The following is a 17,669-nucleotide window of genomic DNA, read 5'->3' as shown; positions in this document are numbered from 1 at the left end:
CCCCTTTACGTTCCAGCGGCTACGATCATCGAATGCCGGCACAGGAGTCTCCGCCTGAGCGCGACCTGTATGAGGTGCTCGAGGTTTCGCCGAACGCCAGCCAGGAGGTCATCGAGGCGGCCTATCGGAGCCTCTCGGCTCGGTACGGTGCGGACCCCGACCCGAGAATCCGCGAGCGGCGCCGCGAACTCGATGCGGCGTGGGCTGTCCTGGGAGACCCCCGGAGGCGGGCCGAGTACGACGCCGGCCGCCGCGGCGCCCCTGCGGCGACCGTGGTCGCCGACGCGCCGCCGCCGGGCACGGTTGTCGTGTGCCCGCGCGATCCCGGGGTCGAAACTGCCCTGCGCTGCAGCCGCTGCGGAACCCCCATCTGCCCCCGCTGCCTTGTGCAGACGCCCGTCGGCGCGCGTTGCCGGGATTGCGCCCGGATCGCCAGGAACCCGATTTACACGCTCACTGCTGGCGGGATGGTTCGGGCGGCAGCGGCCTCGCTCATCGGCGGAGTTGTGATGGGGCTCGCCTGGGGCCTCATTCTCCTGCCGTTTACGTTCGGATTCTTTGCGATCTTCGTCGGCGCTGGGCTGGGGTATGCCTTCACACGGGTGCTCGAGGTTGCCACCGGACGGAAGCGGGGCCCCGCGGTCGTTGCCTTCGCTATCGCCGGCATTGTCATCGCCTGGGGCGTGATGGCGCTGCTGGTTCCGCAGGTTTGGCTGTACGGGGTGCTCCCTGCGGGAATTGGCGCCTACCTGGCCTATATGAACCTGCGCTGAATGGGGGGCCGCTACCGGACGACGAAGCTCATCGCGCCGATGAAGCCGAAGCTGATGAGCCCGACAACGAGGATGCCGAGCAGGTCCCGCCGCACGTAGCCGTAATCGCGGTTCACATGATGGAGCGGTCGACCGACCGGTGCACGCCGACTTGGGGCCGCCTGAGGGGCTGCCCGGACTGGGGTCGGACGGGGCAGCGAGGCGGCAGGGACATCAATCCGGCGTCGGCGGCGCGGGCGATCGCTGGTCACAGGGCGATGCTACCGCCCGGGCATCCAACGCTCCAGCCGGGCTCAGACTTCCTTAATGGCGATGTCGATGGTGAACTCGCCGAACGAAACGACGAGCGGCACGACCAGGCGAGTGAGGTTCAGCGTTGCAATGCTGCTGCCCTTGCCGAGCAGGAGGACCGGCGGCGACATATCGCTCGGGAACCCGTTCCGCTCGAGCGCAATGCTCGCCTGGCCGGTAATCATGTTCGCCAGCTCAGCAATGGCGCTTTGCGGAAGCGAGTCGAATTGCTGAACCTGTTCACCGATCATCCGCGAGGCAAACTGCATCGCGGTGGCCTCCGTCATCGAATAGATGACGAGTCCTGCAACCCCGCCCGTAATGGCGATGAGCACGGAGACGTCGTTCGTCGTCTGGGGGGAGCGGACCCGATGGAGCTGGCCGCGGGTCACCTTTTCGCCGCACTCCTGCTGGATGACGCGGGCTGCTGCCTCGACGAACGGGGCAACGAGTTCGATGCGCGCTTTGTCGCCTGCTTCTGCGGCGGCCTGCGCGGCTTCGGCAACGGTGATACGGGCGTGCATGGAATCCTCCTGTTAGACGAGGGATGGCGTTGCAGTCGGCCGCCGCGCTCACCCGACCTGCAACGTGCGGCCGAGGTCGCAGGCGTAGGCGCCGAAGTCGTCGATATCGCGAGAGGTGATTGTTACCGTGGACGGAAGCATCCCGTACTCCTCGAGCCGCATGGCCAGCTCCCATCGTGCCCAGGTCTTCAGAAGCGTGGCCTTCTCGACGGGTGCGAACCGCGCACGTGTCATCTGCTGGACGAGCTTCCGGTGCGCGTCCTGTGAGATCAGCACGGTGACGGTCGACATCCCGGCACGGCCGCCATCGACCTTGAAGACGAGACGGTGGAACCCGGTCCCGCCGTTCATAATCTCCGACGACATGAGGACCGCGCGGATGGGAATCGTGCTAGCCATTGGCGCCATCCCCAAAGGGTCTCACCCATCCATCATCGTCAACGAGTCCCGTCACCTGTAGCGCGAGTTTTCGGCCACGTGTGCCCGGGATGCCAGCGAAGCGCTCGCAGTTGCCGACCATCACCCTGAGCGGATCCTCGACCTCCTGGTCGAGGACGATGATGTCTCCCGGTTCCAGCCGGGCGAGGTCGACTGCCGGTACCCGCGCTCCGCCGAGAATCGCCCGGACCAACACGTTCATCGGGAGGACCTGCTCCTCGCGGACTCGCTCCTCTTCCTTCGCGCGCCGGGACGGCCGGTTATCGAACAGGCTCTGTCCGGTCAGTTTCGGCAGGATTTGCTCGAGGATCGTGAGCGGGAAACAGAGGGAAATGCCGCCTGTTTGTTCCGCCAGCCGGATTTCATACCAGGCAGTGATAACGAACTCCGAGGGCGGGATGGCGTGCATCACCTGCGGGCCAAGGGCGAGTTCGGATACGTCGGGAGTCAGCTCGACGATGCGCGCCCAGGGCTCGATCAGCGAGCGCGCCACGTCCATGCCGATATGGCGGATGAGCGCGATCTCGATATCCGTGAGGTCGCGATTCAGGACCCGCGGTGCGCCCTTTCCTTTGCCGCCGAGGAGGCGGTCGATGATCCCAAAGGCCACATCCAGGCCGAAGGCGGTTACCGCGTACCCTTGCAGCGGGGACATATCGATGATGATGACCACCGACTGGGTGCCAAGCTGGCTGACGTACTCCTCGTAGATGCCGCGTTCGAGCGCGCTGAGCCGCGACTCGACCGGGGCCCGGAGGCGTGCCGAGAAGTTCGCGGCCATGGAGCTGGCCACACCCTGCTGAATGATCTGCAGTCCGCGGAGCTGCTCCTTCGACAGCTTTTCGGGATGGCGGAAATCGTACGGCTTGACGCGGCGCCCGCCGGAGTCCTTCCGGGCAGGGGGCGGGATCGCGACGATGGTGTCAGCGTCGAGCTGGCTGACATCGGCGCTGAGGAGCGCATCAATCTCGCGCTGGGTGAGGACGGCGTTCTCCGATGCCATTGGCAGCCTGCCTCCTCCAGCAGTGTCCCTGTATCGACTATCGGCACGAAATCCGCGGATTCCCTACCCCACAGGTGAAGAATCCCCCACGGCCGCGGGACGGGTTAGGGGAGATCCGGGGGCGCATTGGGGGAAGGTTCGGATGCCCGGGGGGACCGGAACGTTCGTAGCTTTCTGTAGCGCCCCGGTGCACAGCGCCGGGATTCTCATGGAGGTTTTCTCATGGCCAGGCCCGAAACTGCCGCTGATTCGACTGGGCTTCCCGCCAGCGAAGAGCACGTCGTGATCTTCAAGCTCGCCGAAGAGTACTACGCCCTCGATATCCAGGCCGTCCAGGAGATTGTGCGGATGCAGACCATCACCGCGATCCCGGGCGCCGATTACTGGGTGGAGGGGATTACCAACCTGCGCGGCCGAGTCGTGCCGGTCGTCGACCTCCGGAAGCGGTGCGGCGTGCCTGCCGGCGAATACACGCCGGAAACCCGCATCGTCGTCGTCAATAGCGCCAACGGGATGGTCGGCCTCATCGTCGACGCGGTGAGCGAGGTGATGCGCATTCCCGGTGACCAGATCGAGCCCCCTAGCGCAATCGTTGCCGGCGTCGACAACGTCTACCTCCGAGGGATTGCCAAGCTCGAGGACCGCCTGGTGTCGTTGATCGACCTGGACGGCGTATTGCCGGCCGCGGTGGAAGAGTACGCGGACCTCTCCCGCGCCGCCTGACGGGCTGCCCGGCGGACCGGGCGTACCGACCCTTCCCCGTGACCTTTCTCCGTGTAGGAGCGCCGCCGCATGCCCAACTCAAAAGGTACTCCCCTCCAGTTCGACCTCGATGACGACGACCTGAAGCTCTTCCTGGAAGAAGCTGAGGAGCAGATTGAGCTGCTCGACCAGTCGCTCGTCCAGCTCGAGGGTGAGCCCGACCCGGCGCTCGTGCAGCGCATCTTCCGGGCTGCCCATACGCTCAAAGGCTCCAGCGCCACCATCGGACACAAGAAGATGGCTTCGCTGACCCATGCGATGGAGACGGTCCTGGACGCCGTCCGGCAGGGCCGGCGTGCACCCACGTCGGACGTCGTTGACGCACTGCTCGCCGGGCTCGACGCGCTCCGTGTGCTGGCCAACGAGGTCGTCACCCGCGTCGACTCGGGCGTCGAAACGGAACGGCTTGAAGCCGACCTGATGGCCGTGCTCGATGGCGAGGCGCCTGCCCTGGCCCCCGCCGATGTGGCTGCTCCGCCGGTTTACCGTGTCCCGGCAGGCGTGCTCGAGCCGTTTTGGGAGGACATTGAGCAGGGCCACGGCATCTCGTTTGTCGATGTGACCATCGCCAGCGACTGTCAGCTCCCATCGATCCGCTGCTACCAGGTGCTCCAGGAGATGGAGAGCATCGGCAAAGTCGCTGTCTGCTGGCCGGACCGTGATGTGATCGAGTCCGGAGGCGGCGAGTACCAGATGGCCGCGCTGCTCGTCACCCGCCACACCGACGAGCAAATTTCTGCAGCACTGAAAGCTGTCAGCGACGTCGCCGAGGTTCGCTGCAAGCCGGTGCCACCCGGTGAGGCGGCCGGCACAATCGAAGGCTTCAGGCACGAGCCGCAGCAGCTGCCGGAGCGGCGAGCGGAGACGGCTGTTCAGCGTCATGACTCCATCGCAGACGGGCCGCGACCGGCCGCCGGCCGAAAGGCCTCCCAATCTGTCCGTATTGACGTCGAACGCCTTGACGGGCTCATGAACCTCGTCGGAGAGCTGGTCATCGACCGTACCCGGCTACAGCAGGTGCGCGAACAGCTGAGCGGCGTCCTCCGCGATTCGAACCTCAGCGAGCTAATGGACAACTTCGAGGAGACCACCGCCCACCTGGCCCGCGTCACCGATGAGCTGCAGGACCAGATCATGCGGAGCCGAATGCTCCCGGTGCGGTCGGTGCTGTCCCGGCTCCCGCGGCTGGTACGGGACGTTGCGGTGAAGTGCGGGAAGAAGGTGGACCTGCTGACCGCCGGCGAGGAGACCGAACTGGACCGCTCGGTGATTGAGGAGATTTCCGACCCGCTGGTCCACATCCTCCGCAACGCTGTCGACCACGGCATCGAGTCGCCCGAGGAGCGCCGGGCTGCCGGCAAGCCGGAGACCGGGACAATTTCGGTTACTGCCTGGAACCAGGAGACCTACATCTACCTTTCGGTTCGCGACGACGGCCGCGGGATCGATACGGCCGCGCTGCGCAGAAAAGTCGTCGAGAAGGGGCTGATGAGCCGAGAGGCCGCCGAGGCGGCGCCCGACGACCAGGTCGTCCAGTGGATTTTCATGCCGGGCCTCTCGACCGCGAAGGAAATCACGGACGTCTCGGGCCGTGGTGTCGGCATGGACATCGTCCGCACGAACATTGAGCGCCTGAACGGCCAGATTACCGTCAGCAGCACGCCCGGCAAGGGCACCGAGGTCATCATCCAGCTGCCGCTGACGCTGGCGACGACGAAGGCGCTCATGGTGTCGGCCAACGGGACCGTGTACGCGATCCCGCTTGTCTCGGTCACCGAGGCGCTGTCGGACCGGGGGGCCGACGTCCACACGGTCGGCGGGCGGAAGATGCTGCGGCTCCGCCAGCGCCTCCTGCCGATGATCGACCTGGCCGCCGCGCTGGGCGACCACCGGCCGCGGGTGCTGCCGACCGACGGCTACTTCGTCGTGGCCGCTCGCCACGGCGACCGCCAGGCCGCGTTCATCGTCGACCGGCTGCTCGGCGAGCAGGACGTGGTCGTGAAGTCGCTGGGCGACATGCTCGGAGCCAGGAAAGGGCTGACCGGCGCCACGATCCTTGGCGACGGAACGCTCGGCCTCATCGTTGATATCGCCAGCCTCGTCAACGAACAGGCTGCCATGGCCGTCCCGGCATGACGGTTGCCCGTGCCGACATTCATACCAGAGGGAGGAACCTGTGGCCGTCGATGACCTGATACCAACGCTGACGCTGGTCGCAGCCGATGGGGCGACCCGCGCGGGCCGAGGCCTGAGCGGACTGATGGGCCAGGAGATCGCCATCCACGTGCCAAACATCCGGGTCGGCACCAAGGATGATGCCTGCGACGCGGTGGGCGGGGAGGATGCGGTCGTCCTCGGCTCGTACCTGTCAATTTCCGGGGACATCACCGGGCACGTCATGCTCCTGTTTCCAGAGCCGCGCGCCCTTGAATGCGTCGACTTGATGGTGGGCAACCCGCCCGGGACAACCAGCGAGCCGGATGAGATGTCCTGCTCGGCGATTGCGGAGCTGGGGAACATCGTCGGCTCGGCGTTTGTCAATGCCCTGGCCGACCGGCTCAATCTTATCCTGCACCCCAGCCCGCCGCAGGTCATTCACGATATGGCCATCGCGCTCGTGGAGACGGTTTACGCGGAAGTCCTCTCGCAGGGGGGCGACGTGGTCATGATGGACGCCGTCTTCGAGGACCAGAAGGGTCAGACTGCCGGGCTCCTGATCGTGGCACCCGACCCTGCCTCACTGGGGGCGCTTGAGAGGGTAGCAGCATGACAGCGGTCACTGCCGAAGCCCGAAGAGTCTCGGTGGGCATCGGGCAACTGGCTGTCAGCCGCGACCCGAACGACATCCTCGTTGCCTATGGCCTGGGCTCCTGCGTCGGCATCAGCTGCTACGACCCGGAAGCGAAGGTCGCAGCCCTGGCGCATATTCTTTTGCCCTCTTCGGACGGCAAACGGGTAGACGACCGGGAGCCAGCCAGGTTCGCGGACACCGGCGTGGACCTCCTGCTCCAGCGGCTCATTGAGTCTGGAGCCGTAAAGCGGCGGCTGGTCGTCAAGGTTGCAGGCGGAGCTGCGGTGCTCGGCGCCGCCAACGCAGAGAAATTCAAGATCGGCGTCCGGAATGCCGAAGCCATAACCGAACGGCTGAAGCACCACGGCATCCGCGTGGTCGCGGCGGACCTCGGAGGCACGAAAGGCCGCACGATGGAGGTCCACGTCGCCACCGGCAAAACCTTCGTCCGAACGGCCGCTTCACAGGCCAGCGAATTGTAGGAGACAAGCGATGGCAACCATTCTCGTTGTCGACGATGCCGCCTTCATGCGCATGAGGATGTCGAAGATCCTCACGGAGGCCGGGTACGAAGTTATCCAGGCGGAGAACGGGCTGGAGGCGCTCGAGAAGTACCAGGCGGTGAAGCCCGACGCTGTCCTGATGGACATCACCATGCCGGAGATGGACGGCCTGACGGCGCTCAAAGAGATTCGGAAGGTCGACCCGAACGCAAAGGTCGCAATGGTGACGGCGCTTGGTCAGCAGCAGATCGTGCTGGAGGCCGTTAAGAACGGGGCGAAGGACTTCCTTGTGAAGCCGGCGGAGGCCGACCGCGTCCTTGCCGCCGTCTCAAAGCTCTGCAACTAACCGGGAGGGTCGGCCGTGGCATTCCCTGCACCATCCCCCGCGCGGCCCATTCGCGTCCTGATCGTGGACGACTCAGCGTTCATGCGCCGGGCCATCGAGCGGCTGCTGACGGCGCACCCGGGCGTCCAGGTCGTGGGACACGCCACGGACGGGCTCGATGCAGTCAAGAAGGCGCTCGAACTCCGGCCCGACGTCATCACGATGGACGTCGAAATGCCGCGGATGGATGGTGTGTCAGCAGTCCGGGAGATCATGCAGGCCGTCCCGACGCCGATTGTGATGGTCTCGACCCTGACCCACGAAGGGACAGAGACCGCGATTCGCGCGCTGGAGGCCGGCGCGGTCGAGTGTGTCGGGAAGCCTTCCGGTCTTAGCGCCGACCTGGTGAATGTCGGGGAGAAGCTGTTCGAAGCAGTGCAGCGCGCGAGCCATGCGCGCGTCCTCAAGCGCAGACTGGCACCTGCAGCTCCTGCCGCTGCTCCCTTCCGTCCACCAGTCCGGCTGCCCGTGGCGGCCGGTCAGACCCCCGCGAACTACGTGGTGGTGATCGGCTCCTCCACCGGCGGACCGCCGGCGCTCACCCAGGTCATCCCCAATCTCCCGGCGGGGCTGAACGCCGCAGTTATCGTTGTGCAGCATATGCCGCCCGGCTTTACCGGCGCCCTCGCGCGGCGGCTGGACGGGATGTCTCCTCTCCCGGTTGCGGAAGCACAGCAGGGCGACCAGCTCGTCCACGGGAAGGTGTTCGTGGCTCCGGGCGACTACCACCTGCTGGTAGGCCGCGACCGCCGGGTTCGGCTGGACCAGGGCCCGACGGTCCACGGCGTACGCCCGAGCGTCGATGTCACCCTGTTCTCGGTGGCGGAGGTGTTCGGTGGCTCGGTGAGCGTCGCGATCCTCACCGGCATGGGCCGCGACGGCGCCGACGGGGCAGCCCGGGTGGAGGCAGCCGGTGGGCACGTCTTCGCGCAGGACGAAGCGACCAGCGTCGTATACGGGATGCCGCGCGTCACGTTTGAGCGGACGCGCCATGCGCGCCAGCTGCCGCTCGATCGTATCGCGCAGGCGCTCGCGGCCAGCGTGCCGGGGAGGCAGGCATCATGAAGGAGATTGAGCACGACCCCCAGTGGCTCTCGTTCCGACGGGCGCTCGAGGCAGCTATCGGCGTCCCGCTGGGCCAGTACAAAGAGCCACAGATGAAGCGGAGACTGGCTTCGCTCATGACCCGGCGCGGCATCACGTCGTGGAGCGCCTTCGCGCGCGCCATTGGGAACGACCCGAAGCTGCTCGACGAAGTCCGGGACACGCTCACCATCAACGTCAGCGAGTTCTTCCGCCAGCCCGAACGGTTCCGCGAGCTCGAGACGAAATGGTTCCCCCAGCTCCTCCGCGAACGGCGCACCCTCAAGATCTGGAGCGCGGGGTGCTCGATCGGCTGCGAACCGTATACGGTCGCGATGATCCTTGACCGGATGGACTCTGCCGGCCGTCACAGCATCCTCGCGACCGACGTCGACATGCCCATCCTCTCCCGCGCGAAAGACGGCTCCGGCTACCTCCCGTCGGAAGTGCGTTCGGTGCCCCCCGAATACCTCAAGAAGTACTTCATCCAGGAGGACGGCACGTACCGGGTGGTGGACGCCATCCGGCGCAAGGTCACCTTCCGCCGGCATGACCTGCTGAAAGACCCGTACCCATCCGACCTCGACCTCATCCTCTGCCGGAACGTCGTCATCTATTTCACTGACGAAGCGAAACAACACATCTACGCGGGATTCAGCAGGGCGCTGCGGCCGGGAGGCGTGCTGTTCGTCGGTGGGAGCGAGATGATTATGCGGTCAGGCGATATCGGGCTCAGGACAGCCGGCGTGAACCTGTATCAGCGGGCAGCCTAGGCGGCTCGATCAGCTCGGGCGCGAACCGTACTGCCGCCAGCCACGCGGCGACCGCGCAGGCCATGCCGGCGAGCAGGTCGGCCACATAGTGCTCGCCGAGGTAGACGAGCGAGACTGCCATAACCGCGCAGTACGCAAGCAGGAGCGGTGCGAACCGCGGCAGGTGGCGCCGTCCCCAGAGGTACATGGCGAATGTCACCGCCATGTGAATTGACGGCATGGCAGCCACAGAATTCGGCTCGCCGAGCGCGGCATACAGCGACGAGTACGCGCTGCCATGAATGGAGCCTCCGACGTAGTCCATGATCCGCCGGACGCCGGCCAGCTCCCCAACCTCGGACGCAAACCACGGCGGCGCCGTCGGCACAACGAAAAACAAGATGAGACCCAGCCACATCGTCCCGACGGTGAGCAGCGCGAAGCGCGGGAAGTGGCGCCGCTGAAGGACGAAGACGCCGACGGCCAGCGCGTGGGGCGCCACGAAGAACGACCAGTGCGTCGCCACGGCGAGGTAGTCCAGGAGGCCGATGTCGCGCGGGTCAAAGAAGCGGTGCTGCAGCCAGAGGGTCGGGTCCGTGCCGAAAAAGAGCCAGCGGTCGAACGAGATGGGGTAGGCGACCCGCACGGGAGCGCCGGCTTCATCTGCGTAAGCGCGGAGGAGAGTGTAAACGAAGATACCGGCGACGTAGATGAACCACCAGCGCCGAACCCGTCGCTGCCGCGCTTCAGGCAGCCAGAGGGCAAATGCAAGGCCCACGAGCAGAAAGCCGAACCAGGTATGGTCCTGCCAGGTACGCGTGGCGACGGTCCCGGTCATCGCGAGCAGAACGGCGGCCTGTGCGGCCAGCAGAACCCGGCCTGAGCGAGTCGCGGGCAGCTCGGGCAGGGGCGGTAGCTTCAGGCGGCCCCACCGGGCAGTCCCGCGAGATTCAGCAACGACCGACACGCCTACCAGCGTAGCCCGCGGTTTTCCCCAGCGGAAGGGTTGTGGCACGCTGTATTCGAAGGGAAAGGGCAGTGGTACGCTCGCTCGCCAGCTCGGCGCCCGGTTTCGCCGTCACCGCCATCTCGGTGGTGCTGCTATGGCAGGTGATCCCCTGGACGCCGACCGTCACCTCGCTCCGGGCGGCCGACCCGGTCTTCGTCGGGCTCGCTGTTCTTTGCCTCGTCGCGTCGCTCATTGCAAAGACTGTCCGGTGGCGCCTGCTCCTGCCCGAGGCATCGCCGGTGACGACGCCGCGCCTTTACCGCATTCTCCACATCAGCTTCCTGCTGAATAACGTCCTGCCGGCAAGACTCGGGGACGTCGCCCGCGTGGCGATGACCTCCCGGCAGCCAGGAATCCGGCTGGGCCACGTCCTCTCGTCGATGCTGACCGAGCGCGTCACCGACACGATCACCCTGATGTTGTGCTTTCTCGCGGTGGCCCCGTTCCTGCCCGTCCCGGCGCGGTACGAGGGTCTCAAGACTGCGGCGTGGGTCGTCATCGCGGGGCTTGCGGTTGCGATCGCAGTCGCTGGGGTTTTCCGCACCCGCCTCAACGCGGTGGCGCATTCGGAACGGCTGCGACGCCGGCTCCCGGCGAACCAGCGCGTCCGGGCGGAAGCGGCATCGTTCGTCGATGGAATCGCCCGGCTGTTTGCCCGCGACCGCGTCGTCCCCATCTGGGGCTGGTCATGGACGGCGTGGGTCGCTGCTTTCGCCATCAACTATCTGCTGATGAAGGCGCTGAACATCGACGCGCCGTTTGCCGTGGCCGTCCTGCTCACCTGCACGACCAACCTGGCGATGCTCCTCCCGAGTTCCCCGGGCGCTATCGGGGTCTTTCATATCGCTGCGACGGCATCGCTGCTCCCCTTCGGCGTTCCTGAGGCGCGGGCACTGAGCTTTGCCATCCTCGCGCACCTGGTCAACGTGGTCCCGGTGAGCCTCATCGGTGCGGCCCTGCTTGTTATCGGGCATGAACGGCTCTCGCCGTGGGCGCTGCGCCGCGAGGCCGAGCTCGCGACGCAGCGGGCAAACGACGGCTGACGCTTACCCCCAGAGCTCTTGGGCTTCCCTTCGGAGCTCCGCCCGGAAATCCGGGTGGGCGATCGAAATCAGCTCTTCGGCACGCTGCCGGTGGTTCTTATCCAGCAGGCGAGCCACCCCGTACTCCGTGATGATGGTGTCCGCGAGGTAGCGCGGGATGGTGACGAGCGTCCCGGCTTCGTGCTTCGCGACAACCTTCGAGATGGTCCCGTCCATCGCGGTCGAGCGCATGACGGTGATGGCGCGGCCGTTCTTGCACATGGCGGCGGCCATGTGGGTATCGGGCTGGCCGCCCGTGCCGTTCACCATGTGGCCGCCGAACCGGTCCTCGCTCGCGATCTGACCGAGCAGGTCCACAGCGATGGCGCTGTTTATCGAGGTCATCTGGTGGTTCTGCGACATGAAGGCCGGGTTGAGGATGATGTCGTGCTGGTGCAGTTCGAAGGCCGGGTTGCCAGCGATGATCTTGAGGTCCTCACCGTCGCAGCCGGTCCACGCCACCGCCACGGACTTCCCCGGGAAGAGCGTCTTCTTCGAGCCGTCGACGATGCCCCGCGCCCACAGCTTTGCCAGGCCCGGTGAGCCGAGTTCCGTGTGGATGCCGAGGTGCTTCGCGTCGTCGAAGGCGCCCGCCAGGAACATCAGCTGGCTCGGCTGGCCGACACCAACCTGGATGGTGTCGCCGTCGCGGATGATCTGCCGCAGGTTGTCGGCGATGGCCTGGGCCGCTGGGTCGACCTCCGCGATGCCGAGCGCCGCCCCGAGGAGCGACGGCGGGAAGGTATGAAACGTCGTTTCGACGAGCGCGAGCTGGTCGGGCGTGGCCCGCTTCATGATGTCGAGCAGCGCCGGCCGGTCCTCCTCTTTCGCAAGAGTGCGGACGCGCTCCTCCATCGCCGGGATGTCGACCGGCTTCATCACGCCCTCGACGAAGGTCTCAATCTCGGAGACGTGCATCCAGACATCGCCGTATACCGGCGTAATGTTCGGGTCGACGATGGCGATGGTGTGCTTGCACCGCTTCGCGTAGCTCTTGCGCTGCCACATGTGCGGCCCGAAGTGGACGTAGCCATGCTCGTTCGGGGGGCTGCACGGGGTGAGGAAGACGTCGGGGATGCGGGCTTCCGGCCGGCCATTGTCGAAGGCCTTCATGCCGAGCATGAAGGTGTTCGGCAGGTAGGTTGCAATCTTGGCATCGTGGGCCGGCCGCATGGCATCGCCGATGAAGAGCTCGATCTCCCGCTCACCTTTGAAGAGGTCCGGGTTGAAGAGGTCCGGGTAGTTGGGAGCGAGGGTGCGGATATTGACGTTGCCGAGCTGCTTTGCCCGCTCGATGAACGCCTGCACCAGCGGGCCGGGGCACAGGATGGTGATGCCGACGAGGTCGCCTCCCTTGATAACCTGCATCGCCTCGTCGAGGGATTTCTGGCGCGACTTGTACTCGTCGCGCCAGTTCTGGTAGCGGACAGCCATAGGGCGCTCCTCCGTGAGATGTGCGGGCGGAAGGACCGCCCGGGCTGACGGGGGATTCTACCTGCCCGCATCGCAAGAGGCAGTTCACCCGGGCCGGTCACTCTGGTAGATTCCGCGTGCCGCCGGGCAGGCGGCAGAGCAGGAGGTGAATCCGATGCAGGCGCTGGATGACGTGCGCGTCCTCGACCTGACGCACCATATCGCCGGCCCCTACGCGACACGGCTGCTGGCCGACCTCGGCGCGGATGTGATCAAGGTCGAAAAGCCCGGAGGCGACATTGCCCGCATGCTCCCGCCCTTCAAAGGCGGCGAGCCCCATCCCGAGCGGAGCGGGCTGTTCTTCTACCTCAACTGCAACAAGCGATCGGTCGTGCTCGACCTGCGCGAACCAGCCGGGAAGGCTGCGCTCGAGGCGCTTGCGAAGCGGTCTCACATCGTGGTCGAGAGTTTCGCACCCGGCACGCTCGACCGGCTCGGGGTCGGTCTCGACTTCTTCCGCCGGATAAACCCTTCGCTGCCGGTGGTGTCCATCTCGAACTTCGGCCAAACGGGCCCCTACCGCGATTACCGGCTGAGCGAACTCACCCTCTACGGGTTCGCCGGCGAGATGTACTCCATGGGCTTGACTGAGCGGGAGCCGGTCAAGATGGCCGGCACCGCTGCGCTGTTCGAATCGGGTGCAGCGGCGTCCGTTGCAATTATGGCCGCGCTCTGGGCAGCAAAGCGGTTCGGCATCGGCCAGCACGTCGACATCTCGCTCGCGGAGACCCATTTCGGGGGAGTCGACCGGCGCCACGCGACTGCTATCGCCTACCAGTTCAGCGGACGGAAGACCATCCGGGCAGCCGGCGGCGGGGCCGGCATGCCCCAGGGCATCTATCCCTGCGCCGATGGGTACGTGGAGTTCACCAACGCAGCGCTCCGGCCGGACCGGGTCGATGATATGCTCGGCCACCCCGACTGGAACCAGCAGCCGCAGTTCCAGGACCCGGTCAAGCGGCTGGACCCCTACGTCATCGAGGAGTGGAACACCTACTTCCTCACCTGGTGCCTGGAGCGCACCAAGCGCGAGATCTGGGCAGAGGCGCGGAGAGCAAAGGTGCTCTGCGGGCCGCTCTTCAGCATGGAGGACCTCTTCGAGGACGAGCATTTCCGCGGGCGCGGCTTCTGGGCACACACGCGCCACCCGGAGCTCGGCGACGTCGAATTCCCCGGCCGCCCGTTCATCATGGGAAAGGGCGGCTGGAAGCTCCGAAGGCCCGCCCCGCTGCTCGGTCAGCACACCGAGGAGGTCCTCCGGGAGGCCGGCCTCGATGACGCGACCATTGCGCAGGTTTGTGCTGCGGGAGGTGCACGATGAGTCCAAAGCCGCTGGAGGGCATCCGGGTCATTGACCTGTGCGTAGTGTGGGCCGGCCCGTTCGCGACGATGCTGCTCGGCGACCTCGGCGCGGAGGTAATCAAGCCTGAGAATCCGTTCGTCTTCCAGCCGATGACCCGCGGGATGATGGCCCGGCCGCCGCAGATTCTGCTTGAGCGGTCGATTGCCTGGAGCGGCGGCCTCCCCCGCAATGAGGTGGGGCCGCGGCCGTGGAACTACAACCCGACGTTCGTCAGCCTCTACCGGAACAAGAAGAGCTTCACCGTCGACCTCCGGCGGCCCGAGGGAAAGGACATCCTTCGCCGGCTGGTCGCCATCTCCGACGTCGTTTATGAGAACAACGCCGTCGGAACGCTGGAGAAACTCGGCATCACGGAGGAGTGGCTCCGTGATACGAACCCGCGACTCATCATCGTACGGGTGCCGGCTTACGGGCTTACCGGGCCCTACAAGGACGCGCGCGCGCTCGGCGTCCACCTCGAGGCGGTGATGGGCCACACCCTCCTCCGCGGGTACGACGACGCCGACCCCTCGGCGAACACGGCCATTTACTCCGGTGACTACATGGCGGGCGCCCAGGGGGCATTCGCGGTGATGGCAGCTCTCTGGTATCGCGACCGGACGGGCGAGGGACAGACGATTGAGATCGCCCAGGCCGAGAACGCCGCCGCGATGTTCACCCACGCCATCATGGACTATTCGATGAACCGGAACGTGCAGTCGGCCATCGGGAACCGCGACGTGCACGGGCGGTACCCGTGCGGTGTCTACCCGGCAAAATCCCCCGGCGACGCGACAACCATGGACGACCACTGGATCGCCATCCACATCGAGAACGATGCCCAGTGGCAGCAGTTCGTGGAGGCGATGGGGTCGCCGGGGTGGGCGCTCGACCCGCGCTTTGCGACCAACGAGGGCCGGGCCGCGCACTTCCGCGAGATCGATGCCCACATCGCCGAGTGGACCCGCGAACGGGACGACTACGAGATGATGCACCTGCTCCAGTCCCGCGGGATCGCTGCGACGCCGGTGCTCGAAGCGTCGCGAATGTTCGACGATCCTCACTTGCGGGCGCGCGATTTCTTCCGGCAACAGACCGTCCGCGACGCGGGGACGCACGAGTACGTTGGTCCGCTCTGGAAGTTCGAAAAGACCCCGGTCGAGTTCTACCAGCCGCCGGTCTGCTTCGGCGAACACAACGAGTACGTCTACCGCGAACTGCTGAAGGTGAGCGACGCCGAGTACGACGCGCTGAAGGCCGGTGGACACATTGCCGAGGAGTACGACCCCAGCGTGCCCTGACGCTGATGCAGCATCGCCCTTCAGTAGAATTCACCGCTGAGACCCTACCCGTGCACGCAGCACCAGGAGGATGACCCATGGCCGACGTTGGACTCCCCGTCGACGAGGTGTACGAGCCGCCGGCCCGCGTCCGCGATGGAGCGCTGGTGGCCGACATGGAGACCTACCGCGAGATGTACCGCCGGAGTGTCGAGGACCGGGACGCGTTCTGGCGGGAGATGGCCGAGCGCTTCCTCACGTTCTCGAAGCCCTTTGACCGCGTCGTGGAAGAGGACCTCCGCACGGGAACGATCGCCTGGTTCATCGGCGGCAAGCTGAACGCCTCGGTGCAGTGCATCGACCGGCACCTGGCGGCACGCGGCGACAAGACGGCCATCCTCTGGGAAGGCGACGAGCCGGGTACCAATCGCCGGGTGACCTACCGGGAACTCTCGGAGATGGTCAATCGACTGGCAAACGCGCTTCGCCGCCGCGGTGTGCGAAAGGGCGAACGGGTTGCGATTTACATGGGCATGGTGCCGGAACTGGCGGCGGCGATGCTCGCGTGCGCCCGGGTCGGCGCCATCCACTCCGTCATCTTCGGCGGCTTCTCCCCGAGGTCGATTCGCGACCGGGTGGACGATTCACGCTGCAAGGCGATCATCACCCAGGACGAGGGGCGGCGCGGCGGGCGCGCGGTGCCGCTCAAAGCGAACGTCGACGAGGCGCTCGCCGAGCCCGGCCATTCGGTGGAGTTCTGCATCGTGTACCGCCACACGGGCACGCCGGTGAACATGGTGGCCGGCCGCGACGAATGGTGGCATGACGCGGTGGCCAACGAGTCAACTGATTGCCCGCCGGAGGAGATGGATAGTGAAGACCCGCTGTTCATCCTCTATACGTCGGGGTCTACCGGGAAGCCGAAAGGCGTCCTCCACACCCACGCTGGTTACCTCGTGCACGTGATGTGCAGCCATAAGTACGTCTTCGATATCCGCGAGGACGACATCTACTGCTGCGCGGCGGACGTCGGATGGATCACCGGGCACAGCTACATCGTCTATGGACCGCTCGGCAATGGGTCCACGACGGTGATGTTCGAATCGATCCCGACCTACCCCGACGCGGGACGGTACTGGGACATGGTGGACCGCCTCGGGATAACCGTGTTCTACACCGCGCCGACGGCGATCCGCGCCATCGCGCGGGAGGGCAATGACTTCGTAAAGAAGTATCGGCGCACGTCGCTGCGCGTCCTGGGCACGGTCGGGGAGCCGATCAACCCCGAGGCCTGGCGCTGGTACTTCAATGTGGTGGGCGAAGGCCGCTGTTCCATCGTTGACACCTACTGGCAGACGGAGACGGGCGGCCACATGATCACCGGGCTCGCCGGGGCGACACCGATGAAGCCGGGCTCGGGCTCGCTGCCCTTCTTCGGCGTCCAGCCGTGTGTGGTCGACGAGGAAGGGCGCGAACTCGAGGGCAACGGGGTGACGGGCCGACTTTGCATGAAGGCGTCGTGGCCGGGGATGATGCGCACCGTCTACGGCGACCACGACCGGTTCGTCCAAACCTACCTGACGGCCTACCCCGGGAAGTACTTCACGGGCGACGGGTGTCACCGCGACAAGGATGGGTACTACTGGATTACGGGGCGCGTCGACGACGTCCTGAACGTCTCGGGGCACCGCCTCGGCACGGCCGAGATCGAGGGTGCGCTCGTCGGGCACCCGGCCGTCGCGGAGGCCGCCGTCGTGGGCTACCCGCACGACATCAAGGGCACCGGTATCTACGCCTACGTGATGCTGAAGGCCGGGTACACGGCTTCGGACGAACTGGCGAAGGAGCTGCGCGACGCCGTCCGCCGGGAGATCAGCGCCATCGCCACTCCCGACAAGATCCAGTTCGTTGAGGGGCTGCCGAAGACGCGCTCGGGCAAGATCATGCGCCGCATCCTGCGCAAGATTGCCGAAGGCGAGCCGGAGAACGTCGGCGATGTCACGACGCTTGCGGACCCGGCGGTCGTGCGGGAGATTATTGCCGGCGCGGGCCAGGCGCGGTAGGCAGGCGTTGCAGGCCGTTCGCGCGGGGCGAACGTTCCTGTTACAATCCGGCCGCAACAAGGACACCGGGCCGAACCGGGTTCGGCGGACCGCGCGGGGCGCGGTCACGACACAT

The 17,669-nt window shown here is 66.2% G+C and carries 17 protein-coding genes; 12 read left to right on the top strand and 5 right to left on the bottom strand.

Annotation, left to right across the window (positions count from 1 at the left end):
• Positions 1–32: 32 nt before the first annotated feature.
• On the top strand, positions 33–773 hold the full coding sequence (locus tag A9A59_RS08735; protein WP_098503905.1) for a DnaJ domain-containing protein: 741 nt from the start codon (positions 33–35) through the stop codon (positions 771–773).
• 293 nt (positions 774–1,066) lie between these two features.
• On the opposite strand, the gene A9A59_RS08730 is transcribed toward A9A59_RS08735, so the two are convergent.
• From A9A59_RS08730 to fliM, 3 genes are read right to left on the bottom strand one after another with little or no spacing between them, the layout of a single operon-like run.
• The gene (locus A9A59_RS08730; RefSeq protein ID WP_098503904.1) at positions 1,067–1,588 is read right to left on the bottom strand and encodes a chemotaxis protein CheX; all 522 of its coding nucleotides are present in this window, start codon (positions 1,586–1,588) and stop codon (positions 1,067–1,069) included.
• Between the two features lie 48 nt (positions 1,589–1,636).
• On the bottom strand, positions 1,637–1,987 hold the full coding sequence (locus A9A59_RS08725) for a hypothetical protein (protein WP_098503903.1): 351 nt from the start codon (positions 1,985–1,987) through the stop codon (positions 1,637–1,639).
• Entirely contained in the window at positions 1,980–3,029 is a 1,050-nt protein-coding gene (gene fliM, locus A9A59_RS08720) for a flagellar motor switch protein FliM (RefSeq protein WP_098503902.1), read from the bottom strand. Before fliM ends, A9A59_RS08725 begins: the two co-directional genes overlap by 8 nt.
• 222 nt (positions 3,030–3,251) lie before the next feature.
• Between fliM and A9A59_RS08715 the strand changes: the two genes are divergently transcribed.
• The 7 genes from A9A59_RS08715 to A9A59_RS08685 all read left to right on the top strand — a co-directional run bounded on the left by A9A59_RS08715 (position 3,252) and on the right by A9A59_RS08685 (position 9,326).
• Positions 3,252–3,752, top strand: a complete 501-nt coding sequence (locus A9A59_RS08715) for a chemotaxis protein CheW (protein WP_098503901.1) — start codon at positions 3,252–3,254, stop codon at positions 3,750–3,752.
• Between the two features lie 69 nt (positions 3,753–3,821).
• Positions 3,822–5,927 (top strand): chemotaxis protein CheA, encoded by a 2,106-nt coding sequence (locus A9A59_RS08710; RefSeq protein ID WP_098503900.1) that lies wholly within the window; start codon positions 3,822–3,824, stop codon positions 5,925–5,927.
• A 40-nt stretch (positions 5,928–5,967) separates the two neighbouring features.
• Entirely contained in the window at positions 5,968–6,561 is a 594-nt protein-coding gene (locus A9A59_RS08705) for a chemotaxis protein CheC (protein WP_098503899.1), read from the top strand.
• Positions 6,558–7,064, top strand: a complete 507-nt coding sequence (locus A9A59_RS08700) for a chemotaxis protein CheD (protein WP_098503898.1) — start codon at positions 6,558–6,560, stop codon at positions 7,062–7,064. Before A9A59_RS08705 ends, A9A59_RS08700 begins: the two co-directional genes overlap by 4 nt.
• A gap of 10 nt (positions 7,065–7,074) precedes the next feature.
• A complete protein-coding gene (locus tag A9A59_RS08695; RefSeq protein WP_098503897.1) occupies positions 7,075–7,431 on the top strand; it encodes a response regulator in 357 nt (118 codons plus the stop codon).
• 15 nt (positions 7,432–7,446) lie between these two features.
• Positions 7,447–8,535: a protein-glutamate methylesterase/protein-glutamine glutaminase gene (locus tag A9A59_RS08690; protein WP_278286848.1), complete on the top strand. Its 1,089-nt coding sequence runs from the start codon at positions 7,447–7,449 to the stop codon at positions 8,533–8,535.
• Positions 8,532–9,326, top strand: a complete 795-nt coding sequence (locus tag A9A59_RS08685; protein WP_098503896.1) for a CheR family methyltransferase — start codon at positions 8,532–8,534, stop codon at positions 9,324–9,326. Before A9A59_RS08690 ends, A9A59_RS08685 begins: the two co-directional genes overlap by 4 nt.
• Here the strand turns inward: A9A59_RS08685 and A9A59_RS08680 are convergent.
• Positions 9,286–10,143 (bottom strand): phosphatase PAP2 family protein, encoded by an 858-nt coding sequence (locus A9A59_RS08680; RefSeq protein ID WP_133117574.1) that lies wholly within the window; start codon positions 10,141–10,143, stop codon positions 9,286–9,288. The genes A9A59_RS08685 and A9A59_RS08680 overlap by 41 nt on opposite strands.
• Before the next feature lie 200 nt (positions 10,144–10,343).
• Here A9A59_RS08680 and A9A59_RS08675 point away from each other — a divergent pair, with 200 nt between their 5' ends.
• Complete coding sequence (locus tag A9A59_RS08675) at positions 10,344–11,357, top strand: lysylphosphatidylglycerol synthase transmembrane domain-containing protein (RefSeq protein WP_165772609.1); 1,014 nt, start codon at positions 10,344–10,346, stop codon at positions 11,355–11,357.
• A 3-nt stretch (positions 11,358–11,360) separates the two neighbouring features.
• Here A9A59_RS08675 and A9A59_RS08670 read toward each other — a convergent pair whose 3' ends face one another.
• Positions 11,361–12,830: an acetyl-CoA hydrolase/transferase family protein gene (locus A9A59_RS08670; protein ID WP_098503893.1), complete on the bottom strand. Its 1,470-nt coding sequence runs from the start codon at positions 12,828–12,830 to the stop codon at positions 11,361–11,363.
• 154 nt (positions 12,831–12,984) lie between these two features.
• Between A9A59_RS08670 and A9A59_RS08665 the strand changes: the two genes are divergently transcribed.
• From A9A59_RS08665 to acs, 3 genes are all read left to right on the top strand, one after another.
• Positions 12,985–14,190: a CaiB/BaiF CoA transferase family protein gene (locus tag A9A59_RS08665; RefSeq protein ID WP_133117573.1), complete on the top strand. Its 1,206-nt coding sequence runs from the start codon at positions 12,985–12,987 to the stop codon at positions 14,188–14,190.
• On the top strand, positions 14,187–15,512 hold the full coding sequence (locus tag A9A59_RS08660) for a CaiB/BaiF CoA transferase family protein (protein WP_098503891.1): 1,326 nt from the start codon (positions 14,187–14,189) through the stop codon (positions 15,510–15,512). The genes A9A59_RS08665 and A9A59_RS08660 overlap by 4 nt, the downstream gene beginning before the upstream one ends.
• Before the next feature lie 77 nt (positions 15,513–15,589).
• A complete protein-coding gene (acs, locus tag A9A59_RS08655) occupies positions 15,590–17,554 on the top strand; it encodes an acetate--CoA ligase (RefSeq protein ID WP_098503890.1) in 1,965 nt (654 codons plus the stop codon).
• Positions 17,555–17,669: the final 115 nt, after the last annotated feature.

This window comes from Tepidiforma thermophila (assembly GCF_002563855.1).
GTDB classification, from domain to species: Bacteria; Chloroflexota; Dehalococcoidia; order Tepidiformales; family Tepidiformaceae; genus Tepidiforma; species Tepidiforma thermophila.
Note: the sequence above shows the minus strand (reverse complement) of the source record. Positions and strands in the feature narration are given on the sequence as shown.

What these genes read in the sequence shown, in the direction of transcription:
- A9A59_RS08695 (WP_098503897.1), top strand. Translation starts at nt 7,075, where the DNA reads ATGGCAACCATTCTCGTTGTCGACGATGCCGCCTTCATGCGCATGAGG.
- A9A59_RS08730 (WP_098503904.1), bottom strand. Translation starts at nt 1,588, where the DNA reads ATGCACGCCCGTATCACCGTTGCCGAAGCCGCGCAGGCCGCCGCAGAA.
- A9A59_RS08685 (WP_098503896.1), top strand. Translation starts at nt 8,532, where the DNA reads ATGAAGGAGATTGAGCACGACCCCCAGTGGCTCTCGTTCCGACGGGCG.
- A9A59_RS08700 (WP_098503898.1), top strand. Translation starts at nt 6,558, where the DNA reads ATGACAGCGGTCACTGCCGAAGCCCGAAGAGTCTCGGTGGGCATCGGG.
- A9A59_RS08715 (WP_098503901.1), top strand. Translation starts at nt 3,252, where the DNA reads ATGGCCAGGCCCGAAACTGCCGCTGATTCGACTGGGCTTCCCGCCAGC.
- acs (WP_098503890.1), top strand. Translation starts at nt 15,590, where the DNA reads ATGGCCGACGTTGGACTCCCCGTCGACGAGGTGTACGAGCCGCCGGCC.
- A9A59_RS08680 (WP_133117574.1), bottom strand. Translation starts at nt 10,143, where the DNA reads ATGACCGGGACCGTCGCCACGCGTACCTGGCAGGACCATACCTGGTTC.
- A9A59_RS08660 (WP_098503891.1), top strand. Translation starts at nt 14,187, where the DNA reads ATGAGTCCAAAGCCGCTGGAGGGCATCCGGGTCATTGACCTGTGCGTA.
- A9A59_RS08710 (WP_098503900.1), top strand. Translation starts at nt 3,822, where the DNA reads ATGCCCAACTCAAAAGGTACTCCCCTCCAGTTCGACCTCGATGACGAC.
- A9A59_RS08665 (WP_133117573.1), top strand. Translation starts at nt 12,985, where the DNA reads ATGCAGGCGCTGGATGACGTGCGCGTCCTCGACCTGACGCACCATATC.
- fliM (WP_098503902.1), bottom strand. Translation starts at nt 3,029, where the DNA reads ATGGCATCGGAGAACGCCGTCCTCACCCAGCGCGAGATTGATGCGCTC.
- A9A59_RS08725 (WP_098503903.1), bottom strand. Translation starts at nt 1,987, where the DNA reads ATGGCTAGCACGATTCCCATCCGCGCGGTCCTCATGTCGTCGGAGATT.
- A9A59_RS08735 (WP_098503905.1), top strand. Translation starts at nt 33, where the DNA reads ATGCCGGCACAGGAGTCTCCGCCTGAGCGCGACCTGTATGAGGTGCTC.
- A9A59_RS08670 (WP_098503893.1), bottom strand. Translation starts at nt 12,830, where the DNA reads ATGGCTGTCCGCTACCAGAACTGGCGCGACGAGTACAAGTCGCGCCAG.